Here is a 17425-nt window from a genome sequence, read left to right as displayed (position 1 = left end):
CATGAAGTTAGCCATTGTTACCGCCTGCCCGAACGGCATGGTCACCAGTGTGCTGTGCGCCCGGTTGCTGGACGCCGCGGCCCAGCGCCAGGGCTGGAGCACCAGCGTCGAAGTGCATGACGAGGCGCACCCGGAACGGCAGTTGTCGTCCGCCACCCTCGAAGCGGCCGAATGGGTGCTGGTGGTCAGCACCGGGCCCTTGGACATGTCGCGGTTTGTCGGCAAGCGGGTGTTCCAGAGCTCGCCCTCAGTGGCCCTGCAGGACGTCGACGGCGTGCTGCGGCGCGGCGCCGAGGAGGCCCAGGTGTATGTCGCGGCCGCAGCCGTGGCCGAGCCGGCACCGGCCAGCAAAAGCGCGCCCCGGCTGGTGGCTGTCACCGCCTGCCCGACCGGCGTGGCCCATACCTTCATGGCGGCCGAGGCCTTGCAACAGACTGCCAAGCGCCTGGGTTATGAGCTGCAAGTGGAAACCCAGGGTTCGGTCGGCGCACGCAACCCGTTGAGCGCCGAGGCCATTGCCGCGGCGGACGTGGTGCTGCTGGCGGCGGATATCGAAGTACCCACCGAGCGCTTCGCCGGCAAGAAGATTTACCGTTGCGGCACCGGCATCGCCCTCAAGCAATCCGAGGCCACCCTGAACAAGGCCCTGGCCGAAGGCCAGGTGGAATCGGCAGCGGCGGGCGCTGCCGCAGCCCCGGCCAAGCAGGAGAAAACCGGGGTCTACAAGCACCTGCTGACGGGGGTGTCGTTCATGCTGCCGATGGTGGTGGCGGGTGGTTTGATGATCGCCCTGTCCTTCGTCTTCGGTATCACCGCGTTCAAGGAAGAGGGCACCCTGGCCGCCGCGCTGATGCAGATCGGCGGCGACACCGCGTTCAAGCTGATGGTGCCGCTGCTGGCCGGTTACATCGCCTATTCCATCGCCGACCGGCCGGGCCTGGCGCCGGGGATGATTGGCGGCATGCTTGCCAGCACGTTGGGGGCAGGGTTTATCGGCGGGATCATTGCCGGTTTTATCGCCGGTTATACGGCCAAAGCCATCAGCAAATACGCGCGCTTGCCCCAGAGCCTGGAGGCCTTGAAGCCGATCCTGATCATCCCGTTGTTGGCTAGCCTGTTCACCGGCCTGGTGATGATCTATGTGGTGGGCAAACCGGTGGCCGGGATGCTTGCTGGCCTGACCCATTTCCTCGACAGCATGGGCACCACCAACGCGATCCTGCTGGGGGTGTTGCTCGGCGGCATGATGTGCGTCGACCTCGGCGGGCCGATCAACAAGGCGGCCTATGCCTTCTCCGTGGGGTTGCTGGCGTCGCAGAGTTATGCACCGATGGCGGCGACCATGGCCGCCGGCATGGTGCCGCCGATCGGCCTGGGCATCGCGACCTTTATCGCCCGGCGCAAATTTGCCCAGAGCGAGCGGGAAGCGGGCAAGGCGGCGCTGGTGCTGGGGCTGTGCTTTATCTCCGAAGGCGCGATTCCATTCGCCGCCAAGGACCCGTTGCGAGTGATCCCGGCAAGCATCGCCGGCGGCGCGCTGACCGGGGCGCTGTCGATGTATTTCGGCTGCAAACTGATGGCGCCCCATGGTGGGTTGTTTGTGATGCTGATTCCGAATGCGATCAACCACGCATTGCTGTATTTGCTGGCGATTGTGGCGGGGAGTTTGTTGACGGCGGTGGTGTATGCGGTGGTGAAGCGGCCGGAGGCGACCGAGCTGGCGCTGGAGCCGGTCAAGGCCTGACCTTTGTGTTTGCGGTTTACCTCGATGGCGCCCTCAGTGGCGCCATCGTTGTTTCTGTCGATCGCTGACCCTGTAGGAGCGAGGCTTGCCCGCGATAGCGTCCGTACTGGCGCTGCATTTTTTGGACGGGGTACATATCCATTCCTGCGGTAACGGCGGCTTATGGTTTCGCCCTTACGGCGACTCACTTTTTACAAACGCCTAAAAAGTAAGCAAAAACGCTTGCCGGTATGACTCACCCACATAGGTAACAAACGAGTTCAAGCACATAGGTAACAGTTTTTAACTGGCAGGGTCGATTCCGAGGATCTGACCATGCCGTGGTGAGAGCTGAACCCTGTAGCCGCTGCCGAGCCTGCGAGGCTGCGATCGACTGCGCAGCAGGCGCAGCAGGCGCAGGATCTTGAGGCCGCTGGAGGACCTTCGGTCCTATCGCAGCCTGCGGCAGCGGCTACAGGGACCGTGGGTATCAGGCCCTGCGGATGACAGTTTTGTCGTGTAAGACGCTGTCTGAAAGTGAGGCGCTTCGCTTTCCTTTGTAAGGCTTTTCCGAGAAACTCCGGGCCGCTTGCGTCTGGTAATGGCGCTGTCTAGCCTCGGGTTCGTCACCGACTTTTTCGGTGATCGGGTCTAGCAGCCCGGGTCAAGCTGCAAGCCGCACCATCAGCACTGCATTTTCCATTTGCAGTGTTCTGCTATGGCGGCTGTGCGTGGGAGCGCCTGCGGGCGCGCCGGTTTCCTTGACCCGGTCTGCTAGCCCGCGTACAGCCGCCACCTTTCTATATCGTCTAGCAGCGGTGGGTGGTGGCTTCATGTCGAGGAGCCACATCATGAAAAAGCTCGTCCCCGATCCACCCGTTTCCGTGTCGTTCTCGCGCCGCAATCCAGACCACGATCAGGCCAATGAGCAGGTCCGTCAGGCGTTGGCCAACCATCCTGTGGAAGGCTCGTTGCTCGCTGCCTTGAAACCCACCGCCGCGGGTCCTGCGGGTAACGATTCGCTCTTTACCGTCCGCCCAGGCATCAGCGCCGAAGAGGCGTTGCTTCACGTTTCCATGCTGCTCAAGTCCGCCGAGGAGGTTTCCGACGAGATCACCGAGCACGCCAGCGGTATCGAGCGTGGCCTGATCTGGTCGCTGGTGCATTCCGTGGAGATGGCGCGTGGTGTGGTGGATGCCTTGCTCGATGGCAATCGTCTTTGATCTGAAATGACTGCCGCAGGCTGCGATCGATTTTGAAGAGGGCGCAGGATCTTGAGATTGCAGGAGGACCTTCGGTCCTATCGCAGCCTCGCGGGCTCGGCAGCGGCTACAGGGACCGTGGGTATATCGGGGCCTTTTGTAGGAGCGAGCTTGCTCGCGAGCAGATCGTTCGGATGACGCGTTGGACCTTGTAGGACGCTGTTTGAAAGTGCGGCTCTTCACTTTCTTGTGTAAGGCCTTTCCGAGAAACGCTGGGCCACTTGCGCCTGGGAAAGGTGCTGTCTAGCCTCGGGTTTGTCTCTGGTTTTTCAGTGATTGGCTTTAGTCGGATTCTGTTCTGGCGGCTGAACGTGGGGCACCCTCGGGTGCGCCGGGCTCCTGAGCCCCGGTCTGCTAACCCGCGTCCAGTTGCCATCCTCAATCGTTTAGTTATTCCATGACTCGCAATGCTCGGCTGTAACACCGCAGTTCATCAGACAGGTGGCGTTATCGTTGACGGCCATCGCGAGCAAGCTCGCTCCTACAGTAGAGGCGGGGTGTGGGGTTTGTCATACGCAGTTCATCCACACTGGCTAAGGTTTGCTTTTGACATTAGGTCAGGGAGCAACCATGAGCGATTTCACTCTCGGTCGGCGGCGTTTGATTCAGGTGGCGGGGGCAGGGCTGTTGCTGCCGGGGTTGGCGCCGGCGGTGATTGCCTCGGGCAAGGACCGGCCGAAGATGGTCGATGGCGTGCAGTCCGGGGATCTGCTCGGCGATCGGGCGATGGTCTGGAGCCGTACCGACCGGCCGGCGCGGATGGTGGTGGAGTGGGATACCCGCAGCCTGTTCAGCAACCCGCGCAAGTTTGTCTCACCCCTGGCCGATGCCCGCACCGACTTTACCGCGCGGGTCGAGTTGGGCGGGCTGCCCACCGACCAGGCGATTTTTTATCGGGTGTATTTCGAGGATGCCCAGACCGGCGTGCGCAGCAAGCCCTGGTTCGGCCATTTGCGCAGCGTGCCGCAGACCCGTCGCGATATCCGCTTTGTGTGGAGCGGCGACACTGTCGGCCAGGGCTTCGGCATCAACCCGGACATCGGCGGCATGCGCATCTACGAGGCCATGCGCCGGCGCCTGCCGGACTTTTTTATCCACAGCGGCGACACCATTTACGCCGACGGCCCGGTACCGGCGCAGCTGACCACCGAGAACGGCCGGGTGTGGCGCAATATCACCACCGAGGCCAAGAGCAAGGTCGCCGAGACCCTCGACGAATACCGCGGCAACTACCGCTACAACCTGCTGGACGAGAACGTACGGCGCTTCAACGCCGAGGTGCCGCAGATCTGGCAGTGGGACGACCATGAGGTGGTCAACAACTGGTCGCCGAGCAAGGTGCTGGATGAGCGTTACACCACTAAAGATATCCACACCCTGGTGGGCCGTGCGCGGCAGGCCTGGCTGGAATACGCGCCGATGCGCTTGCAGAGCGCCGATCAGGGCGGGCGGATCTATCGCAAGCTGAGCTACGGGCCGCTGCTGGATGTGTTCGTGCTGGACATGCGCAGCTATCGCGGCGGCAACGACGACAATCTCGGCGCGGCCAAGCCGTTCCTCGGCCGCGAACAGTTGGATTGGCTCAAGCAAGGGCTCAAGCACTCCAAGGCGCAGTGGAAGGTGGTGGCGGCCGACATGCCTATCGGCCTCGGCGTGCCGGACGGCGAGGTCAGCCCCGGCGTGCCGCGCTGGGAGGCAATCGCCAACGGCGACCCGGGCCCGGCCCAGGGCCGCGAGCTGGAGATCGCCGAGCTGCTGGCGTTCCTGCGCAAGCACAAGGTGCGCAACCATGTGTGGCTGACGGCGGACGTGCATTACTGCGCGGCGCACCACTACCACCCGGACCGCGCGGCGTTCCAGGATTTCGAGCCGTTCTGGGAATTCGTCGCCGGGCCTTTGAATGCCGGCAGTTTCGGGCCCAACGCGCTGGACAAGACCTTCGGCCCGGAGGTGGTGTTCCAGAAGGCGCCGCCGGCGCAGAACACCTCGCCGTTTGCTGGGTTCCAGTTCTTCGGCGAAGTGCAGATCGAAGGGCAGAGCGGGGAGTTGAAGGTGATCCTGCGGGACCTGGACGGGGTGGCGGTGTTCGAGCGCAAGTTGCAGCCGGTTTGATACGACTGCATCTGTAGGAGCGAGGCTTGCCCGCGATGAACGATAACGCGGTGTTTCAGACACACCGCGTCGCGCCCATCGCGAGCAAGCTTCGCTCCTACAGAAGCATGCGGTGAATCAATAGACGTCGCGGCGATAGCGGCCTTGCTCGATCAGCCGTTCGACGACCTCGGCGCCCAGCACTTCGTTGAGCACTTGATCCACCCCCGAGGCCATGCCTTGCAGGCTGCCGCAGATGTAGATCGAGGCGCCGTCGGCCAGCCATTGCTTGAGGCGTTCGGCCTGTTGGCGCAGGCGGTCCTGGACATAGATCTTCTCTGCCTGATCGCGGGAGAAGGCCAGGTCCAGGCGGCGCAGGTCGCCGGCGGTCAGCCATTCCTGCAGCTCGTCCTTGCAGTAGAAATCATGCTCGGCGTTGCGCTCGCCGAAGATCAGCCAGTTGTCTTGCTGGCCCTCGGCGATGCGCGCCTTGAGCAGGCTGCGCAAGCCGGCCAGGCCCGTGCCGTTGCCCAACAGGATCAGCGGACAAGGCTCGGCCGGAGGATGGAAGCCGCTGTTGCGCCGCACTCGCAGGCTGATGCTGGAGCCGACCGGCGCATGCTCGGTGAGCCAGCCGGAGCCGATGCCCAGGCTGCCATCGGGGTGGCGTTCCTGGCGCACCAGCAGTTCCAGCTGGCCGTCGCTGGCCAGCGAAGCGATGGAGTATTCGCGCATCGCCAGCGGGACCAGGGCATCCACCAGCGCCTGGGCGTGCAGGCCCACCAGATGGGCACGGTTTTCCGGGAGCTGGCGGCTGGCCAAGGCCTGGGTCAGGGTTTCCGTCAGGCCGTCGAGCTGCACCGTGGCGCTGCCGTCCAGGCCCAGGCCGTCGAGGAAGAACTCGATGGCCCATGCGCAGTTGCGCGGCAGCACTTCCACCAGGTCGCCGGCCAGCCAGCTGCTCGGTTGTGGTGGCGTCAGGCCCAACAGGTAGACGCCGGAGCCGCTGCTGTCGGGGTTGAGCAGCAGGCGCTGGTTCAGGGTCCAGTTGTCGTAGGCGGGCGCCTGCCACAGGTCCACTGGCGCTTGTCCGATCAACTGGCCCAGTTGCTGCTGCCAGTGGCGCAGGGCGTAGCTGTCGCCGCTGTCGACTTCCACCGGGGCGAACAGGGTGTTGCCGCCATGCTCGGCCAGCCAGCCATGCAGGCGCTTGGCAAAGCCGCAGAAGTGCGGGTATTGCCGGTCGCCCAGGCCCAGTACGGCGTACTTGAGGTTGTCCAGGGACAAGGCGCGGCTCAGCACCTTGCGCTCGAAGCCCCGGGCGCTGTCCGGCGCTTCGCCGTCGCCGAAGGTGCTGACCACGAACAATGCGTTCTGGGTATTCAGCAGGTCTTGCTCGCTGACGCTGGCCAGCGGCTGGACCCTGGCCGGTACGCCCGCGGCCTGCAATTGCCCGGCAGTCTGCCAGGCCAGTTGTTCGGCGAAACCGCTCTGGCTGGCGAAGCCAATCAGCCAGGCCGAGGCATCGCCGGTGTCGGCGCTCAGGCCCTGGCGCGCGTCCTTGATCTGGCGTTTCTTGCGCCGGCGATCCAGGTACAGCAGCCAGCCGGTGATAAAGAACAGCGGCATGGTCAGCGAAGCGATAGTCACCAGGATGCGCCCGACGATACCGAAGTAGCTGCCCACGTGCAGGGCATAGAGGCTGGTCAGCAACTGGGCCTTGAGGCTCTTGTCACTGTAGCGGTCATGGCGGCTGACCACGCCGCTGTTCGGGTCGATAGTGATCTGGTTCAGCGCGCGGTCGTGGGGCGAATGCTTGAGCAGATAGAACACGGTCGCCGGCTTGCCGGCCACCGCGGGCATGCGGATGTTGTAGGAACTCAGGTCCTTGCCGGCGGTGCTGTAGATGCCCAGCCACATGGCGTTGTAGTCGGCGGTCGGCGCCGGGCCCTGGGGCGGCGCGCCCCGGCCGCCCTTCATGCGCTGGCCCTGTGGCGAGTCGGCCAGCAGTTTGTTCAGGCCCTTGTTGTACCACTCGTAGGACCAGGACAAGCCAGTCAGTGCCGCCAATAGATAGAACAGCAGGCACCAGGTCCCGGCCACGGCGTGCAGGTCCCAGTTGAAGCCACGGCCTTTTTTCGCCCAGTCCAGGGTCAGCCAGGCGCGCCAGCTCGCCACCTGGCGCGGCCAGCGCAGGTACAGGCCGGACAGGCAGAAGAAGATCAGGATCAGGGTGCAGGCGCCGGTGATCTGCCGGCCGCTGTCGCCCATGGCCAGGAAACGGTGCAGCTGCAGCATCAGGCCGAAGAAGTCCTGGCCCAGGGCGGCGCCCATGAATTCGCCGGTGTAGGGGTCGAAATAGCGCATCTCGCCGCGGCGCTGGCCCGGCGGCGGGGTGAACCAGACGCGGGCGGCATTGCCGCTGTCGGCTTCCACGGTGAGCATCGACACGGTCTTGCCCGAGGCAGCCTGGATTTTTTCCACCAGCTCGGCGGGTGGCAGGACGCCAGCCGGCTGTTTTTCCACCAGCAGTGTGGAGGGGTTGAGGGCACGCAGGACTTCATCCTGGAACGACACGGTCGCTCCGGTAATGCCCATCAAGGCCAGGACCAGGCCGGCGCTGATGCCGAAAAACCAGTGCAACTGGAACAGGGTTTTCTTCAACACATCGACCGCCTCGTTGGTTCTGTAAGTCTGTGCACGGCGCGCATTATGCCGTGAGTTGTCGAGAAACATTCTTTCTTACGCACAAAAGCCCCACTCACCGAAGTGGATGGGGCTTGCGTGGGTGTAGCCGCTGCCGAAGGCTGCGATAGGCCGGGGTCGCGCTCGACACGCAGGTCCTCCAGCGATCTTGAGATCCTGCGCCCCCTTCGGGGTCGATCGCAGCCTGCGGCAGCGGCTACAGCGACGCCCGGATGCGCCAGGCGTCGCGTTCCACTCGTCAGAAGTGGAAATTTGTGGTGAACAAGGCGGTACGGCCGGCTGCCTGGTTGGCGAAGTGCGCCGAGTAGGCTTTGTCGTAGTAGGTCTTGTCGGTCAGGTTCTGCACGTTCAGCTGCAGGTCGACGTTCTTGCTCAGCTTGTAGCTGGCCATGGCGTCGTAGCGGGTGTAGGACGGCACATACACGGTGTTGCCGGCATCGCCATACACCTCGTCGACATAGAACGCACCGCCGCCGATGGTCAGCTTCGGCAGCACTTCATAAGTGGTCCACAGGCTGAAGCTGTTTTTCGGCGTGTTCGGCATTTCATTGCCTTTGTTCGAACCGGCGCTGACGACCCCGTTACGACCGTTGAGACCGGCGTCCACCAGCTCGCTTTTCAGGTAGCTGTAGCCGGCGAAGACTTGCCACTTGTCGGTGATCTTGCCGCTGGCCGACAGCTCCAGGCCGTCGACGCGGGACTCACCGGCGTTCTGGTAGGTCAGGGCATCCACCAGGATGCGGGTGTTTTTCTTCTCGGTACGGAACACCGCGGCGGTCAGGGACAGGCGGTCGTTGAACACATCCCACTTGGTGCCCAGCTCGTAGTTGACGGTTTCTTCCGGTTGCAGGTCGCTGACGCTGGCGCCGGCGGACAGCGGGTTGCCGTCCGCACCCTCGCCGACCAGGCCGCCCGGTGGTGTGGCCGAAGTGGCGTAGGAGGCATAGACGCTGCCGTTGTCCGTCGGTTTCCACACCAGGCCGGCCTGCCAGTTCCAGAACTGGCTGTCGTCCTTGATCTTGGTGCGCCCGGTGGCGGTGTCGGTATTGGCCACGGTGTCGAAGGTGTCGTAGCGCAGGCCGACGTTCAGCAGCCATTGCGGATCGAGCTCGATGGTGTCGAACACATAGGCCGCGCGGCTGGTGGCTTTGGTGTTGGTGCCGTAGTAGTTGCGGCTGATCGCGCCGGTCCAGGCATCGTCCGGGTTCGGGTTGCTCAGCGAGGTGCAGCTCGGGATGCTGCCCGGGTTACAGACCTTGGCGGTGTTGCCGGCGATGTTGTAGCTGCTGACACGAGTCTCTTCGCCGGTGAACTCAAGGCCGGTGGAGTAGTTGTGCTTGAAGCCCAGGGCCTGGAATTCGCCGAACAGGTCGGTCTGGTTGGTGGTGGTTTCGGTGGTGGACACCCGCGAGTTGGCGCGACGCCACACGGTGCCGTACTTGTTGACGTTGAACTTGCTGTCGTCCGGCTGGGTGAGGATGTAGTCCTGGCCGGTGTTGCCATGACGCAGGGTGTTTTTCAGCGTCATGTTGTCGTTCAGGTCGTGCTCGATGGAGACGGTGCTGATGTCTGCGCGGGTCTTGCGGAAGTCACGGTCCTTCAAGCCATAGAAGTTGTCGCTGTCGCCGCCGTCGGTCGGTTTGTCGTGCTTGTGGGCGGTGGCGCTGGCCGAGCTGTAGCCGTAGGGAATGCCCGAGTCCGGCAGGTCGTCGCTTTCCATGTGGTAGTAGCTGAAGTTGACGCGGGTCGGGGTGCCCAGGCCGAAGGTCAGGGACGGTGCCACACCCCAGCGGTCGTAGTTGACGGCGTCGCGACCGGCCACGTTCTGCTCGTGGCTCATCAGGTTCAGGCGGAAGGCGGCGCTGTCGAGGAACTGGCGGTTCACGTCCAGCACATAACGGCGGGTCTGGTCGGAGCCATAGGTGAAGCCACCGTTGAGGAAGTCTTGCTGCTTGGGCGTCTTGCTCACCAGGTTGAGGCTGCCGCCGGCCGAGCCGCGACCGCCGAAGGAGGAGTTGGGCCCCTTGCTGACTTCGATCGATTCGATGTCGAAGATCTCGCGGCTCTGGCCGCCGGTGTCGCGCACGCCATCGAGGTAGGTGTCGCCCTGGGCGTCGAAGCCGCGGATGAACGGACGGTCGCCTTGCGGGTTGCCGCCTTCACCGGCGCCGAAGGTAATGCCCGGCACAGTGCGCAGCGCATCCTGCAGCGAGGTGGCGGCGGTGTCCTTGAGGACTTGTTGAGGCACCACGGTGACCGAGCGCGGGGTGTTGACCAGTGGCGCGGTGTACTTCTGCGACGAGGCTTTTTCGACCTGGTAGGACGTCTGGTCCTGGGCTTCGCCGGTGATGCTGGTGGCATCCAGGGAAATGGCATTGCCGGCGGCTTTCTTCTCGGTGTTTTCCGCGGCAAAAGCCATGTGGGCTGCGGAGCCGGCGGTGATCGCCACGCCAATTGCAGACGCCAGCAGGCGTGGTGAACCGAGCGGTGATGGTGGTTGTTGGCGCGACATGGTGATTCCCCTCCCCAAGGATTTGAGGCGGCGGAATATAAGGCGAACAAGTATTTGTATCAATTGCGAAATATTGCTATTCGCATGGAATTTACATTCTTTACAATTTCGCTTTACGGTTTTACGTTTTCATTCGTCTGCGCATTTTACATTTGCAATAAGAATCAATATCATTTGCGCCCCTTTGCTTTCAGGTATTGCCTCATGCTCCTGCATATTCCCGGCCTGTTCTCCCGTGAAGAAGTGCTGCGTATTCGTGAGGCCCTGGAGCAGGCGGACTGGGCCGATGGCAAGATCACCGCCGGTTACCAGTCGGCCAAGGCCAAGCACAACCTGCAGCTGCCCGAAGGCCACCCGCTAGCCCAGGAGATCGGCGCGGCGATGCTCGAGCGCCTGTGGCAGCACCCGCGCTTCATGTCGGCGGCGCTGCCGCACAAGGTGTTCCCGCCGCTGCTCAACTGCTACACCGCCGGTGGCAGTTTCGACTTCCATATCGACAACGCCGTGCGCCAGCCCAAGGGCAGCGTCGAGCGGGTGCGGACCGACCTGTCCTCGACCCTGTTTTTCAGCGACCCGGAGGACTACGACGGCGGCGAGCTGGAAATCCAGGACACCTTCGGCACCCAGCGGGTGAAGCTGCCGGCCGGCGACATGGTGCTGTACCCGGGTACCAGCCTGCACAAGGTCAATGCGGTCACCCGCGGCACCCGTTATGCGTCGTTCTTCTGGACCCAGAGCCTGGTGCGCGAAGACAGCCAGCGCGCCCTGCTGTTCGAGATGGACGAGGCGATCCAGCAACTGACCCGCGACATGCCGGATCATCCGTCGCTGATCCGCCTGACCGGCACCTACCACAACCTGTTGCGCCGCTGGGTCGAGGTGTAGACCGTGAGTTTCCAGTTACGCCGCGAGGAAGTCCTCGACGGCGAGCAACTGCGCGCCATGCTCGAACAGAGCCCGGCCCGGGCCGCCCAGGCGATCCTGCTGGCGGCCGGGGAGGGCGTGCTGGATGCCCAGGCACTGCTCGGGCAGATCCTCCTCGACGGCCTGGGCATCGAGCGCGACCAGGCGCTGGCGCTGCGCTGGTTCACGATCGCCGCCAAGGGCGGGCACCCGATGGCGCGCAACATGCTGGGGCGCTGCTGCGAGCACGGTTGGGGCTGCGAGGCCGATGCCAGGGCGGCTGCCGGGCATTATCGCCAGGCGGCCGAAGCCGGGCTGGACTGGGCGCTGTACAACTACGCCAACCTGTTGGCCACCGGTCGCGGAGTCGCTGAAAACCACGCCCTGGCCTTGAACTGCTACCAGCGCGCGGCCGCCATGGGCCATGCCAAATCCATGAACCTGCTGGGCCGCTATCTGGAGGAGGGGCGTCACTGCCCCAGGGATGTCGCGGCGGCCTGCGACTGGTATCGCCGTTCCGCCGAGGGCGGGGATTTCCGTGGGCAGTTCAGCCACGCTGCGGTGCTGGCCGATGCCGGGCGTATCGACGAGGCGCTGGGTTGGCTGGGCAAGGCTCTGGAAGGCGGCAACCTGAACTTCCTGCGGGTCGCCCGTGGCGCTTTGTTGCAGGCGGCCCATCCGCAGATCCGCGGCCTGGCCCTGGCTTATCACCAGCGTGCGGCAGAGCTGGGTGACGAAACCGACCGCGAGGCGTTAGCCCAGCTGTAGCTTCTGTAGGAGCGAGGCTTGCCCGCGATGACGGTATCAAGGCCGCCACCGGCCTTCGGCCTATCGCGAGCAAGCCTCGCTCCTACAGAGGCAATGCGTGCGCTACATAGACGCAAGCCACCGCCATTTCGCAGGCATAAAAAAGCCCATGACACGTCATGGGCTTTTTCGTTACGGCGTGGCGCTTACACGTAGAAGGATTTCAGTGGCGGGAAGCCGTTGAATTCCACAGCGCTGTAGCTGGTGGTGTAGGCACCGGTGGACAGCCAGTACAGGCGGTCGCCGATGGCCAGGTTCAGCGGCAGTCCGTACTTGTAGTTCTCGTACATGATGTCGGCGCTGTCGCAGGTCGGACCGGCAATGACCACTTCCTCCGTCTCGCCTTTCTTCTCGGTCCAGATCGGGAACTTGATGGCTTCGTCCATGGTTTCGATCAGGCCGGAGAACTTGCCCACGTCGGTGTAGATCCAGCGCTCCACGGCGGTGCGGGATTTACGCGCTACCAGCACCACTTCGCTGACCAGGATGCCGGCGTTGGCGATCAGCGAACGGCCTGGCTCGAGGATGATTTCCGGCAGCTCGTCGCCGAAGTCTTCCTTGAGGAAGCGGATGATTTCCTCGGCGTAGGTTTCCAGGCTGTTGGTGCGGGTGATGTAGTTGGCCGGGAAGCCGCCACCCATGTTGATCAGCTTGAGGTGGATGCCGTCTTCTTCCTTCAGGCGTTCGAAGATCACCTTGACCTTGGCGATCGCCGCGTCCCAGACGCTGATGTCGCGCTGTTGCGAACCCACGTGGAACGACACGCCGTAAGGCACCAGGCCCAGGTCGCGGGCGAGGATCAGCAGGTCCATGGCCATGTCGGTCTGGCAGCCGAACTTGCGCGACAGCGGCCAGTCAGCGGTGGTCGAGCCTTCGGTGAGGATCCGCACATAGACTTTCGAGCCCGGCGCGGCCTTGGCGATGTTGCGCAGGTCGGCTTCGGAGTCGGTGGCATACAGGCGTACGCCCTTCTCGTAGAAGTAGCGGATGTCCTTGGATTTCTTGATGGTGTTGCCGTAGCTGATCTGGTCCGGGCTGACGCCGCGGCCCAGCACCTTGTCCAGTTCGTAGATCGAGGCGATGTCGAAGTTCGAACCTTTTTCCCGCAGCAGGTCGATGATTTCGACGGCCGGGTTGGCTTTTACCGCGTAGTAGACCTTGGCGAACTCGAAACCGGCGCGCAGGTCATCGTAGGCCTGGGCGATCATCTGGGTGTCGATGACCACGAACGGGGTTTCTTGCTTGTCGGCGAACGCTTTCATTTTCTGAAAGGTTTCGCGCGCGAAATAGTCTTCGACCTGAATCGACATACCTGGGAGCTCCTAATGGCAAACGGGTAAAAACAATGGGTGCAAATGAACGTCCTCCGTATCCCCACTTTGGTTCGCCTACTTCCCAAGGCATGTCGCCGAAAGCAAAAAGGCCACGGGCGTATTTGCCCTTGGCCTTGCTGTCTCGTCGTCAGTACTTGAGCCGGATGGATCGTTTCCAGCATGGACGTTCGGCGCGAACTTTAGGGCGTGAGGGGCCTGAGATCAACAAAAAATGTCGCGTTTTTGCACGCGTTCGTCGCGTGGTCCGAGTCAGTCATTTATGTAACCGACCCAGATGACAGGCTGATGTTCCTCGCCATTGTCCGCTGACCTTGCCGATCCGCCGGTTCAGAGCCTGGAGTCGGTCAGGAAACAGGCATCCTCGTCGCCGCGCAAAGCATAGCCGTCGTAGAGATTTTCAAAGTCCAGGGCGCGAAAGTTCTCGGCGAGAAAATCCAGCAGCGCGCGGACCGAGGGCATGACGCCGCGACGGCTGGCGAACAGCGCATAGACCTGGGCGCTCCTGGGTTTCCAGCCGGCGAGGACCGGATGCAAGGTGCCGTTGCGCATGTCCTTGAACACCACCAGCTTGGGCAGTTGCACGATACCGCCGCCCTCGAGGGCGACGCGGCGCAAGGTGATCATGTCGTCGGTGATCAGCCGCGGGCTGTGCGCCACCGAGGCCTGTATCCCCTGGTCATCTTCCAGGTGCCAGCAATAGCTGTGGTTGGCCGGCCCCTGGTCCAGGCTGGGAAATCCCGTGAGGTCGCTCAGCGCCCGCACCGGCCCCAGGCGTTCCAGCAGCGCCGGGCTGGCCACCAGTTCCTGGGGGCTGCGGGACAGCGGCTTGAGGGTCAGGCTGCTGTCTTCCAGCGGTGGAACGTCGACCCGCAGGGCAATGTCGAACCCTTCACGCAGCAGGTCGACATTGCGGTTGGTGCTTTCCAGCTGCACCTTGATCTCGGGGTAGCGCTCCATGAAGCGCGAGATCATGCCGGCCACCAGGAAGTTCAGCAGCGCGGTGGGGCAGGCGATGCGCACCGTGCCCTTGGGGGAGGCCTGGCTGTGTTCGATCAGCGACTGCGCAGCCTCGGCCCCTTCGAGCATGGCCAGGCAATGCTGGTAGTACTCCAGCCCCAGCTCCGAAACGCTGAACTGACGCGTGGATCGGTTGATCAGGCGCACCCCGAGGCGCTCCTCGAGGGCGCTCAGGTGACGGCTGAGCCGGGACTTGGGAATCCCCAGGTTACGGCTGGCTGCGCCTATTCCCTGGTGTTCGACGATGCAGGTAAAGAAGTACAGCTCGTTCAGGTCGTACATCGTGGGGCTGTTCCAAGAATGAAATAGTCAGTTGCGGCCCGTCGGCTATGTGCGCGGGGTGGAGCTGGCTAAGGTGGCTTTCCCTTGGCCGCGCGGCCGGTCCGCGCAGCCATTCATGTCCAGTGAGGTGAAGCATGAGCAAGAAAATGCTAGTGGTCCTGACCAGTTTTCCCAAGTACCCGACGCTGAACCGGGCCACCGGCCTGTGGCTGGGCGAAGCCGTTCATTTCGTCAAGGCGGTCGAGGCGGCCGGTTACGCGGTCGATTATGTGAGCCCCAAGGGCGGTTATACACCGATCGATCCCCACAGCCTGGCCATGGCCGACGAAACCGACTGGGCCTGGTACCAGGACGCCGCGTTCATGGCCCGGCTTGGCTCGGTGCTGAAACCGGAGCAGGTCAACCCGGCGGATTACTCGGTGATCTACTACGCCGGTGGCCATGGCGTGGTCTGGGACTTCCCGGACAACAAGGCGCTGCAGAAGATCGCCAGTTTGATCTATGAAGCGGGCGGCATCGTTTCGTCGGTGTGCCACGGTGCCGTGGGCCTGCTGAACATCCAGCTGTCCGACGGCAGCCTGCTGCTCAAGGGCAAGGAAGCCACCGGCTTCTCCAACGCCGAGGAGAAACTGGCCGAACTCGATCAGTACGTGCCGTACCTGACCGAGGACGAAATGCTCAAGCGTGGCGCGATCTACAAGAAGGCCGCCGAGCCCTGGGCATCCTTCGCGGTGGCCGATCAACGCCTGATCACCGGGCAGAACCCGGCATCGGGCGGGGCGGTCGCGGCGCTGGTGCTCAAGGCGCTGGCGGGCTGATCAGCCGCGGGTAAAGAGCTGGAGGATGATCTTGCCGATATGCCGGCCGCTGTCGATCAGTCGGTGGGCCTGCTGCACATCCTCCAGCGCGAACCGCTCGAATATATAGGGTTTGACCCGGCCGGCGCTGATCAGCGCCAAACCTGCCGTTCCAGCTCGGCGACGATTTCGGCTTTCTCGTCGTGGCTGCGCGAGCGCAGGGTCGAGCCCACCAGCGTCAGGCGTTTGCTCAGCAAGGGGAACAGGCTCAGTTCCCGGGCCGCGCCCTTGTGCACGCCGATCTGCACGATCCTGCCGTACGTCGCCGCGGCGGCGAAATTGCGTGCCACATAGTCCCCGGCAATGATATCGACGATCACGTCCACGCCCTTGCCGTCGGTGGCCTGCATCATCACCTCGACGAAATCTTCCTGCCGGTAATTGATCGCCTGGTCCGCGCCCAGGGCAAGGCTGACCTTTTGCTGTTCCTCGCTGGAAACCGTGGTGAAGATCCGCGACGCGCCGAAGGCCTTGGCCAGCATGACCGCCGGGGCGCTGGATTTCGATGGCGAACATGGAGGGGGACATGAGGGCTTCCTCGAATGATTGGGATGCCGTTCAATGTAGGGGCGGGAGTTGATGCAGTCGCGCAGCGATTTCTCGCTGCTGCGATGCATAAATGCAGCGAATAAAAAACTCGGGCGTGGTGGTTTTTCCGGTCATGGCACAAACGAGCCAGACCTCGGTCTGGCTCGTTTGCGTGATGTCACGGGGTTGATGGACAGGCCTCAGGCCAGCGCAGTCTCGGCTGGCGAGACGATATTGGTCTTCATCCCCCGCGAGCGACCGGAGCTGAGGTAGGCGGCAATCGATTCCTGGGTCACTTCGCCGAGGAACACCCGCTCGGCGTCCAGCACCGGCAGCCACGAACGGTTGAACTCGTACATCCGCGACAGCAGGATGCGCAGGTGTTCGTCGTAGGCCGCGGTGGCGTTGAACTCGCGCAGGTACTGGGCGCAGGTGCCGGCCTGGCGGTGCAGGTCGCGGCGGCGCACGTAACCCAGGGCCTTGTTTTCGGCGCAGGTCACCACCAGGTAGCGGCGGTCGTGTTCGTCCATCAGTTCCAGGGCGTCGGCCACCGGGGTTTGCGGGCTGACCGACGGCGCGTTGTCGGCGGCGTCTTCGGCCTTCACCAGCAGCAGGCGCTTGAGGGTGCTGTCCTGGCCGACGAAGTTGCTGACGAAGTCGTCCGCCGGATGGGCCAGCAGGGTGTCCGGGTGGTCGATCTGCAACAGCTTGCCGGCGCGGAAGATGGCGATCTTGTCGCCGAGCTTGATGGCTTCGTCGATGTCGTGGCTGACCATGATCACGGTCTTGTTCAGCGCCCGCTGCATTTCGAAGAACTCGTTCTGGATCATCTCGCGGTTGATCGGGTCGACCGCGCCGAAGGGTTCGTCCATCAGCAGCAGCGGCGCATCGGCCGCCAGTGCGCGGATCACCCCGATCCGCTGTTGCTGGCCGCCGGACAGCTCACGCGGATAACGATGCAGGTACTGCTTGGGTTCGAGCTTGATCATGCTCATCAGCTCGCGGGCGCGCTCATGGCATTTCTGCTTGTCCCAGCCCAGCAGGCGCGGCACCACCACGATGTTTTCCTCGATGGTCATGTTGGGGAACAGGCCGATCTGCTGGATCACGTAGCCGATGTTGCGGCGCAGGGTCACTTCGTCCAGGCCGGTGGTGTCTTCGCCGTTGATCAGCACCTTGCCCGAGGTCGGCATGATCAGGCGGTTGATCATTTTCAGCGTGGTGCTCTTGCCGCAGCCTGACGGGCCGAGGAACACACAAATCTCGCCTTCATTGACGGTCAGGCTTACGGAGTCAACGGCGGTGATGGTCTTGCCGTTGCTTTGGAAGGTCTTGGTCAGGTTTTGAAGTTCGATCATTTGAGCAGTCCTGGTAGGGGGTGTTCGGTGCAAATGACGGAGCGC

At 63.3% G+C, this 17425-nt stretch carries 13 protein-coding genes; 6 read left to right on the top strand and 7 right to left on the bottom strand.

All coding sequences use genetic code 11. The features are described 5' to 3' along the window. The first annotated feature begins 1 nt into the window (after nt 1). From J4D28_RS03455 to J4D28_RS03445, 3 genes are all read left to right on the top strand, one after another. Nucleotides 2-1744, top strand: a complete 1743-nt coding sequence (locus J4D28_RS03455) for a PTS fructose-like transporter subunit IIB (RefSeq protein ID WP_041988879.1) — start codon at nt 2-4, stop codon at nt 1742-1744. 830 nt (nt 1745-2574) lie between these two features. Beyond that, entirely contained in the window at nt 2575-2946 is a 372-nt protein-coding gene (locus J4D28_RS03450) for a DUF6124 family protein (protein WP_038582134.1), read from the top strand. A 609-nt stretch (nt 2947-3555) separates the two neighbouring features. Continuing rightward, nucleotides 3556-5097 carry an alkaline phosphatase gene (locus tag J4D28_RS03445; RefSeq protein WP_041988883.1) on the top strand — a complete coding sequence of 514 codons (1542 nt, stop codon included), beginning with the start codon at nt 3556-3558 and terminating at the stop codon, nt 5095-5097. A gap of 117 nt (nt 5098-5214) precedes the next feature. Here J4D28_RS03445 and J4D28_RS03440 read toward each other — a convergent pair whose 3' ends face one another. Further along, complete coding sequence (locus J4D28_RS03440; RefSeq protein ID WP_103330638.1) at nt 5215-7743, bottom strand: sulfite reductase flavoprotein subunit alpha; 2529 nt, start codon at nt 7741-7743, stop codon at nt 5215-5217. Between the two features lie 277 nt (nt 7744-8020). Continuing rightward, nucleotides 8021-10294 carry a TonB-dependent siderophore receptor gene (locus J4D28_RS03435; RefSeq protein WP_103330576.1) on the bottom strand — a complete coding sequence of 758 codons (2274 nt, stop codon included), beginning with the start codon at nt 10292-10294 and terminating at the stop codon, nt 8021-8023. 204 nt (nt 10295-10498) lie between these two features. Here J4D28_RS03435 and J4D28_RS03430 point away from each other — a divergent pair, with 204 nt between their 5' ends. Next, nucleotides 10499-11179, top strand: a complete 681-nt coding sequence (locus J4D28_RS03430) for a Fe2+-dependent dioxygenase (RefSeq protein ID WP_016701680.1) — start codon at nt 10499-10501, stop codon at nt 11177-11179. A 3-nt stretch (nt 11180-11182) separates the two neighbouring features. Then, the gene (locus J4D28_RS03425; protein WP_103330574.1) at nt 11183-11965 is read left to right on the top strand and encodes a tetratricopeptide repeat protein; all 783 of its coding nucleotides are present in this window, start codon (nt 11183-11185) and stop codon (nt 11963-11965) included. A gap of 185 nt (nt 11966-12150) precedes the next feature. Here the strand turns inward: J4D28_RS03425 and J4D28_RS03420 are convergent, their stop codons facing one another. Both J4D28_RS03420 and J4D28_RS03415 read right to left on the bottom strand, forming a co-directional pair. Next, nucleotides 12151-13314 carry a type III PLP-dependent enzyme gene (locus tag J4D28_RS03420; RefSeq protein WP_007923836.1) on the bottom strand — a complete coding sequence of 388 codons (1164 nt, stop codon included), beginning with the start codon at nt 13312-13314 and terminating at the stop codon, nt 12151-12153. A 351-nt stretch (nt 13315-13665) separates the two neighbouring features. Then, nucleotides 13666-14637 (bottom strand): LysR substrate-binding domain-containing protein, encoded by a 972-nt coding sequence (locus J4D28_RS03415; RefSeq protein ID WP_038630597.1) that lies wholly within the window; start codon nt 14635-14637, stop codon nt 13666-13668. Nucleotides 14638-14771: 134 nt separating this feature from the next. Between J4D28_RS03415 and J4D28_RS03410 the strand changes: the two genes are divergently transcribed. Then, a complete protein-coding gene (locus J4D28_RS03410) occupies nt 14772-15455 on the top strand; it encodes a type 1 glutamine amidotransferase domain-containing protein (RefSeq protein ID WP_009046956.1) in 684 nt (227 codons plus the stop codon). Here J4D28_RS03410 and J4D28_RS30375 read toward each other — a convergent pair whose 3' ends face one another. The 3 genes from J4D28_RS30375 to J4D28_RS03400 all read right to left on the bottom strand — a co-directional run bounded on the left by J4D28_RS30375 (nt 15456) and on the right by J4D28_RS03400 (nt 17380). Then, a complete protein-coding gene (locus J4D28_RS30375) occupies nt 15456-15596 on the bottom strand; it encodes a zinc-binding dehydrogenase (protein ID WP_009046957.1) in 141 nt (46 codons plus the stop codon). Then, a complete protein-coding gene (locus J4D28_RS30370) occupies nt 15587-15976 on the bottom strand; it encodes a zinc-binding dehydrogenase (protein WP_016701684.1) in 390 nt (129 codons plus the stop codon). The genes J4D28_RS30375 and J4D28_RS30370 overlap by 10 nt, the downstream gene beginning before the upstream one ends. A 246-nt stretch (nt 15977-16222) precedes the next feature. Further along, complete coding sequence (locus tag J4D28_RS03400; RefSeq protein ID WP_097305627.1) at nt 16223-17380, bottom strand: betaine/proline/choline family ABC transporter ATP-binding protein; 1158 nt, start codon at nt 17378-17380, stop codon at nt 16223-16225. Nucleotides 17381-17425 lie beyond the last annotated feature (45 nt).

Origin of the sequence: Pseudomonas sp. GW531-T4 (assembly GCF_017349615.1) — a bacterium.
GTDB classification, from domain to species: domain Bacteria; phylum Pseudomonadota; class Gammaproteobacteria; order Pseudomonadales; family Pseudomonadaceae; genus Aquipseudomonas; species Aquipseudomonas chlororaphis_I.
Note: the sequence above shows the minus strand (reverse complement) of the source record. Positions and strands in the feature narration are given on the sequence as shown.

Coding starts and splice junctions, on each gene's coding strand:
- J4D28_RS03455 (WP_041988879.1), top strand. CDS start 2: ATGAAGTTAGCCATTGTTACCGCCTGCCCGAACGGCATGGTCACCAGT.
- J4D28_RS03450 (WP_038582134.1), top strand. CDS start 2,575: ATGAAAAAGCTCGTCCCCGATCCACCCGTTTCCGTGTCGTTCTCGCGC.
- J4D28_RS03445 (WP_041988883.1), top strand. CDS start 3,556: ATGAGCGATTTCACTCTCGGTCGGCGGCGTTTGATTCAGGTGGCGGGG.
- J4D28_RS03435 (WP_103330576.1), bottom strand. CDS start 10,294: ATGTCGCGCCAACAACCACCATCACCGCTCGGTTCACCACGCCTGCTG.
- J4D28_RS03430 (WP_016701680.1), top strand. CDS start 10,499: ATGCTCCTGCATATTCCCGGCCTGTTCTCCCGTGAAGAAGTGCTGCGT.
- J4D28_RS03420 (WP_007923836.1), bottom strand. CDS start 13,314: ATGTCGATTCAGGTCGAAGACTATTTCGCGCGCGAAACCTTTCAGAAA.
- J4D28_RS03415 (WP_038630597.1), bottom strand. CDS start 14,637: ATGTACGACCTGAACGAGCTGTACTTCTTTACCTGCATCGTCGAACAC.
- J4D28_RS03410 (WP_009046956.1), top strand. CDS start 14,772: ATGAGCAAGAAAATGCTAGTGGTCCTGACCAGTTTTCCCAAGTACCCG.
- J4D28_RS30370 (WP_016701684.1), bottom strand. CDS start 15,976: ATGCTGGCCAAGGCCTTCGGCGCGTCGCGGATCTTCACCACGGTTTCC.
- J4D28_RS03400 (WP_097305627.1), bottom strand. CDS start 17,380: ATGATCGAACTTCAAAACCTGACCAAGACCTTCCAAAGCAACGGCAAG.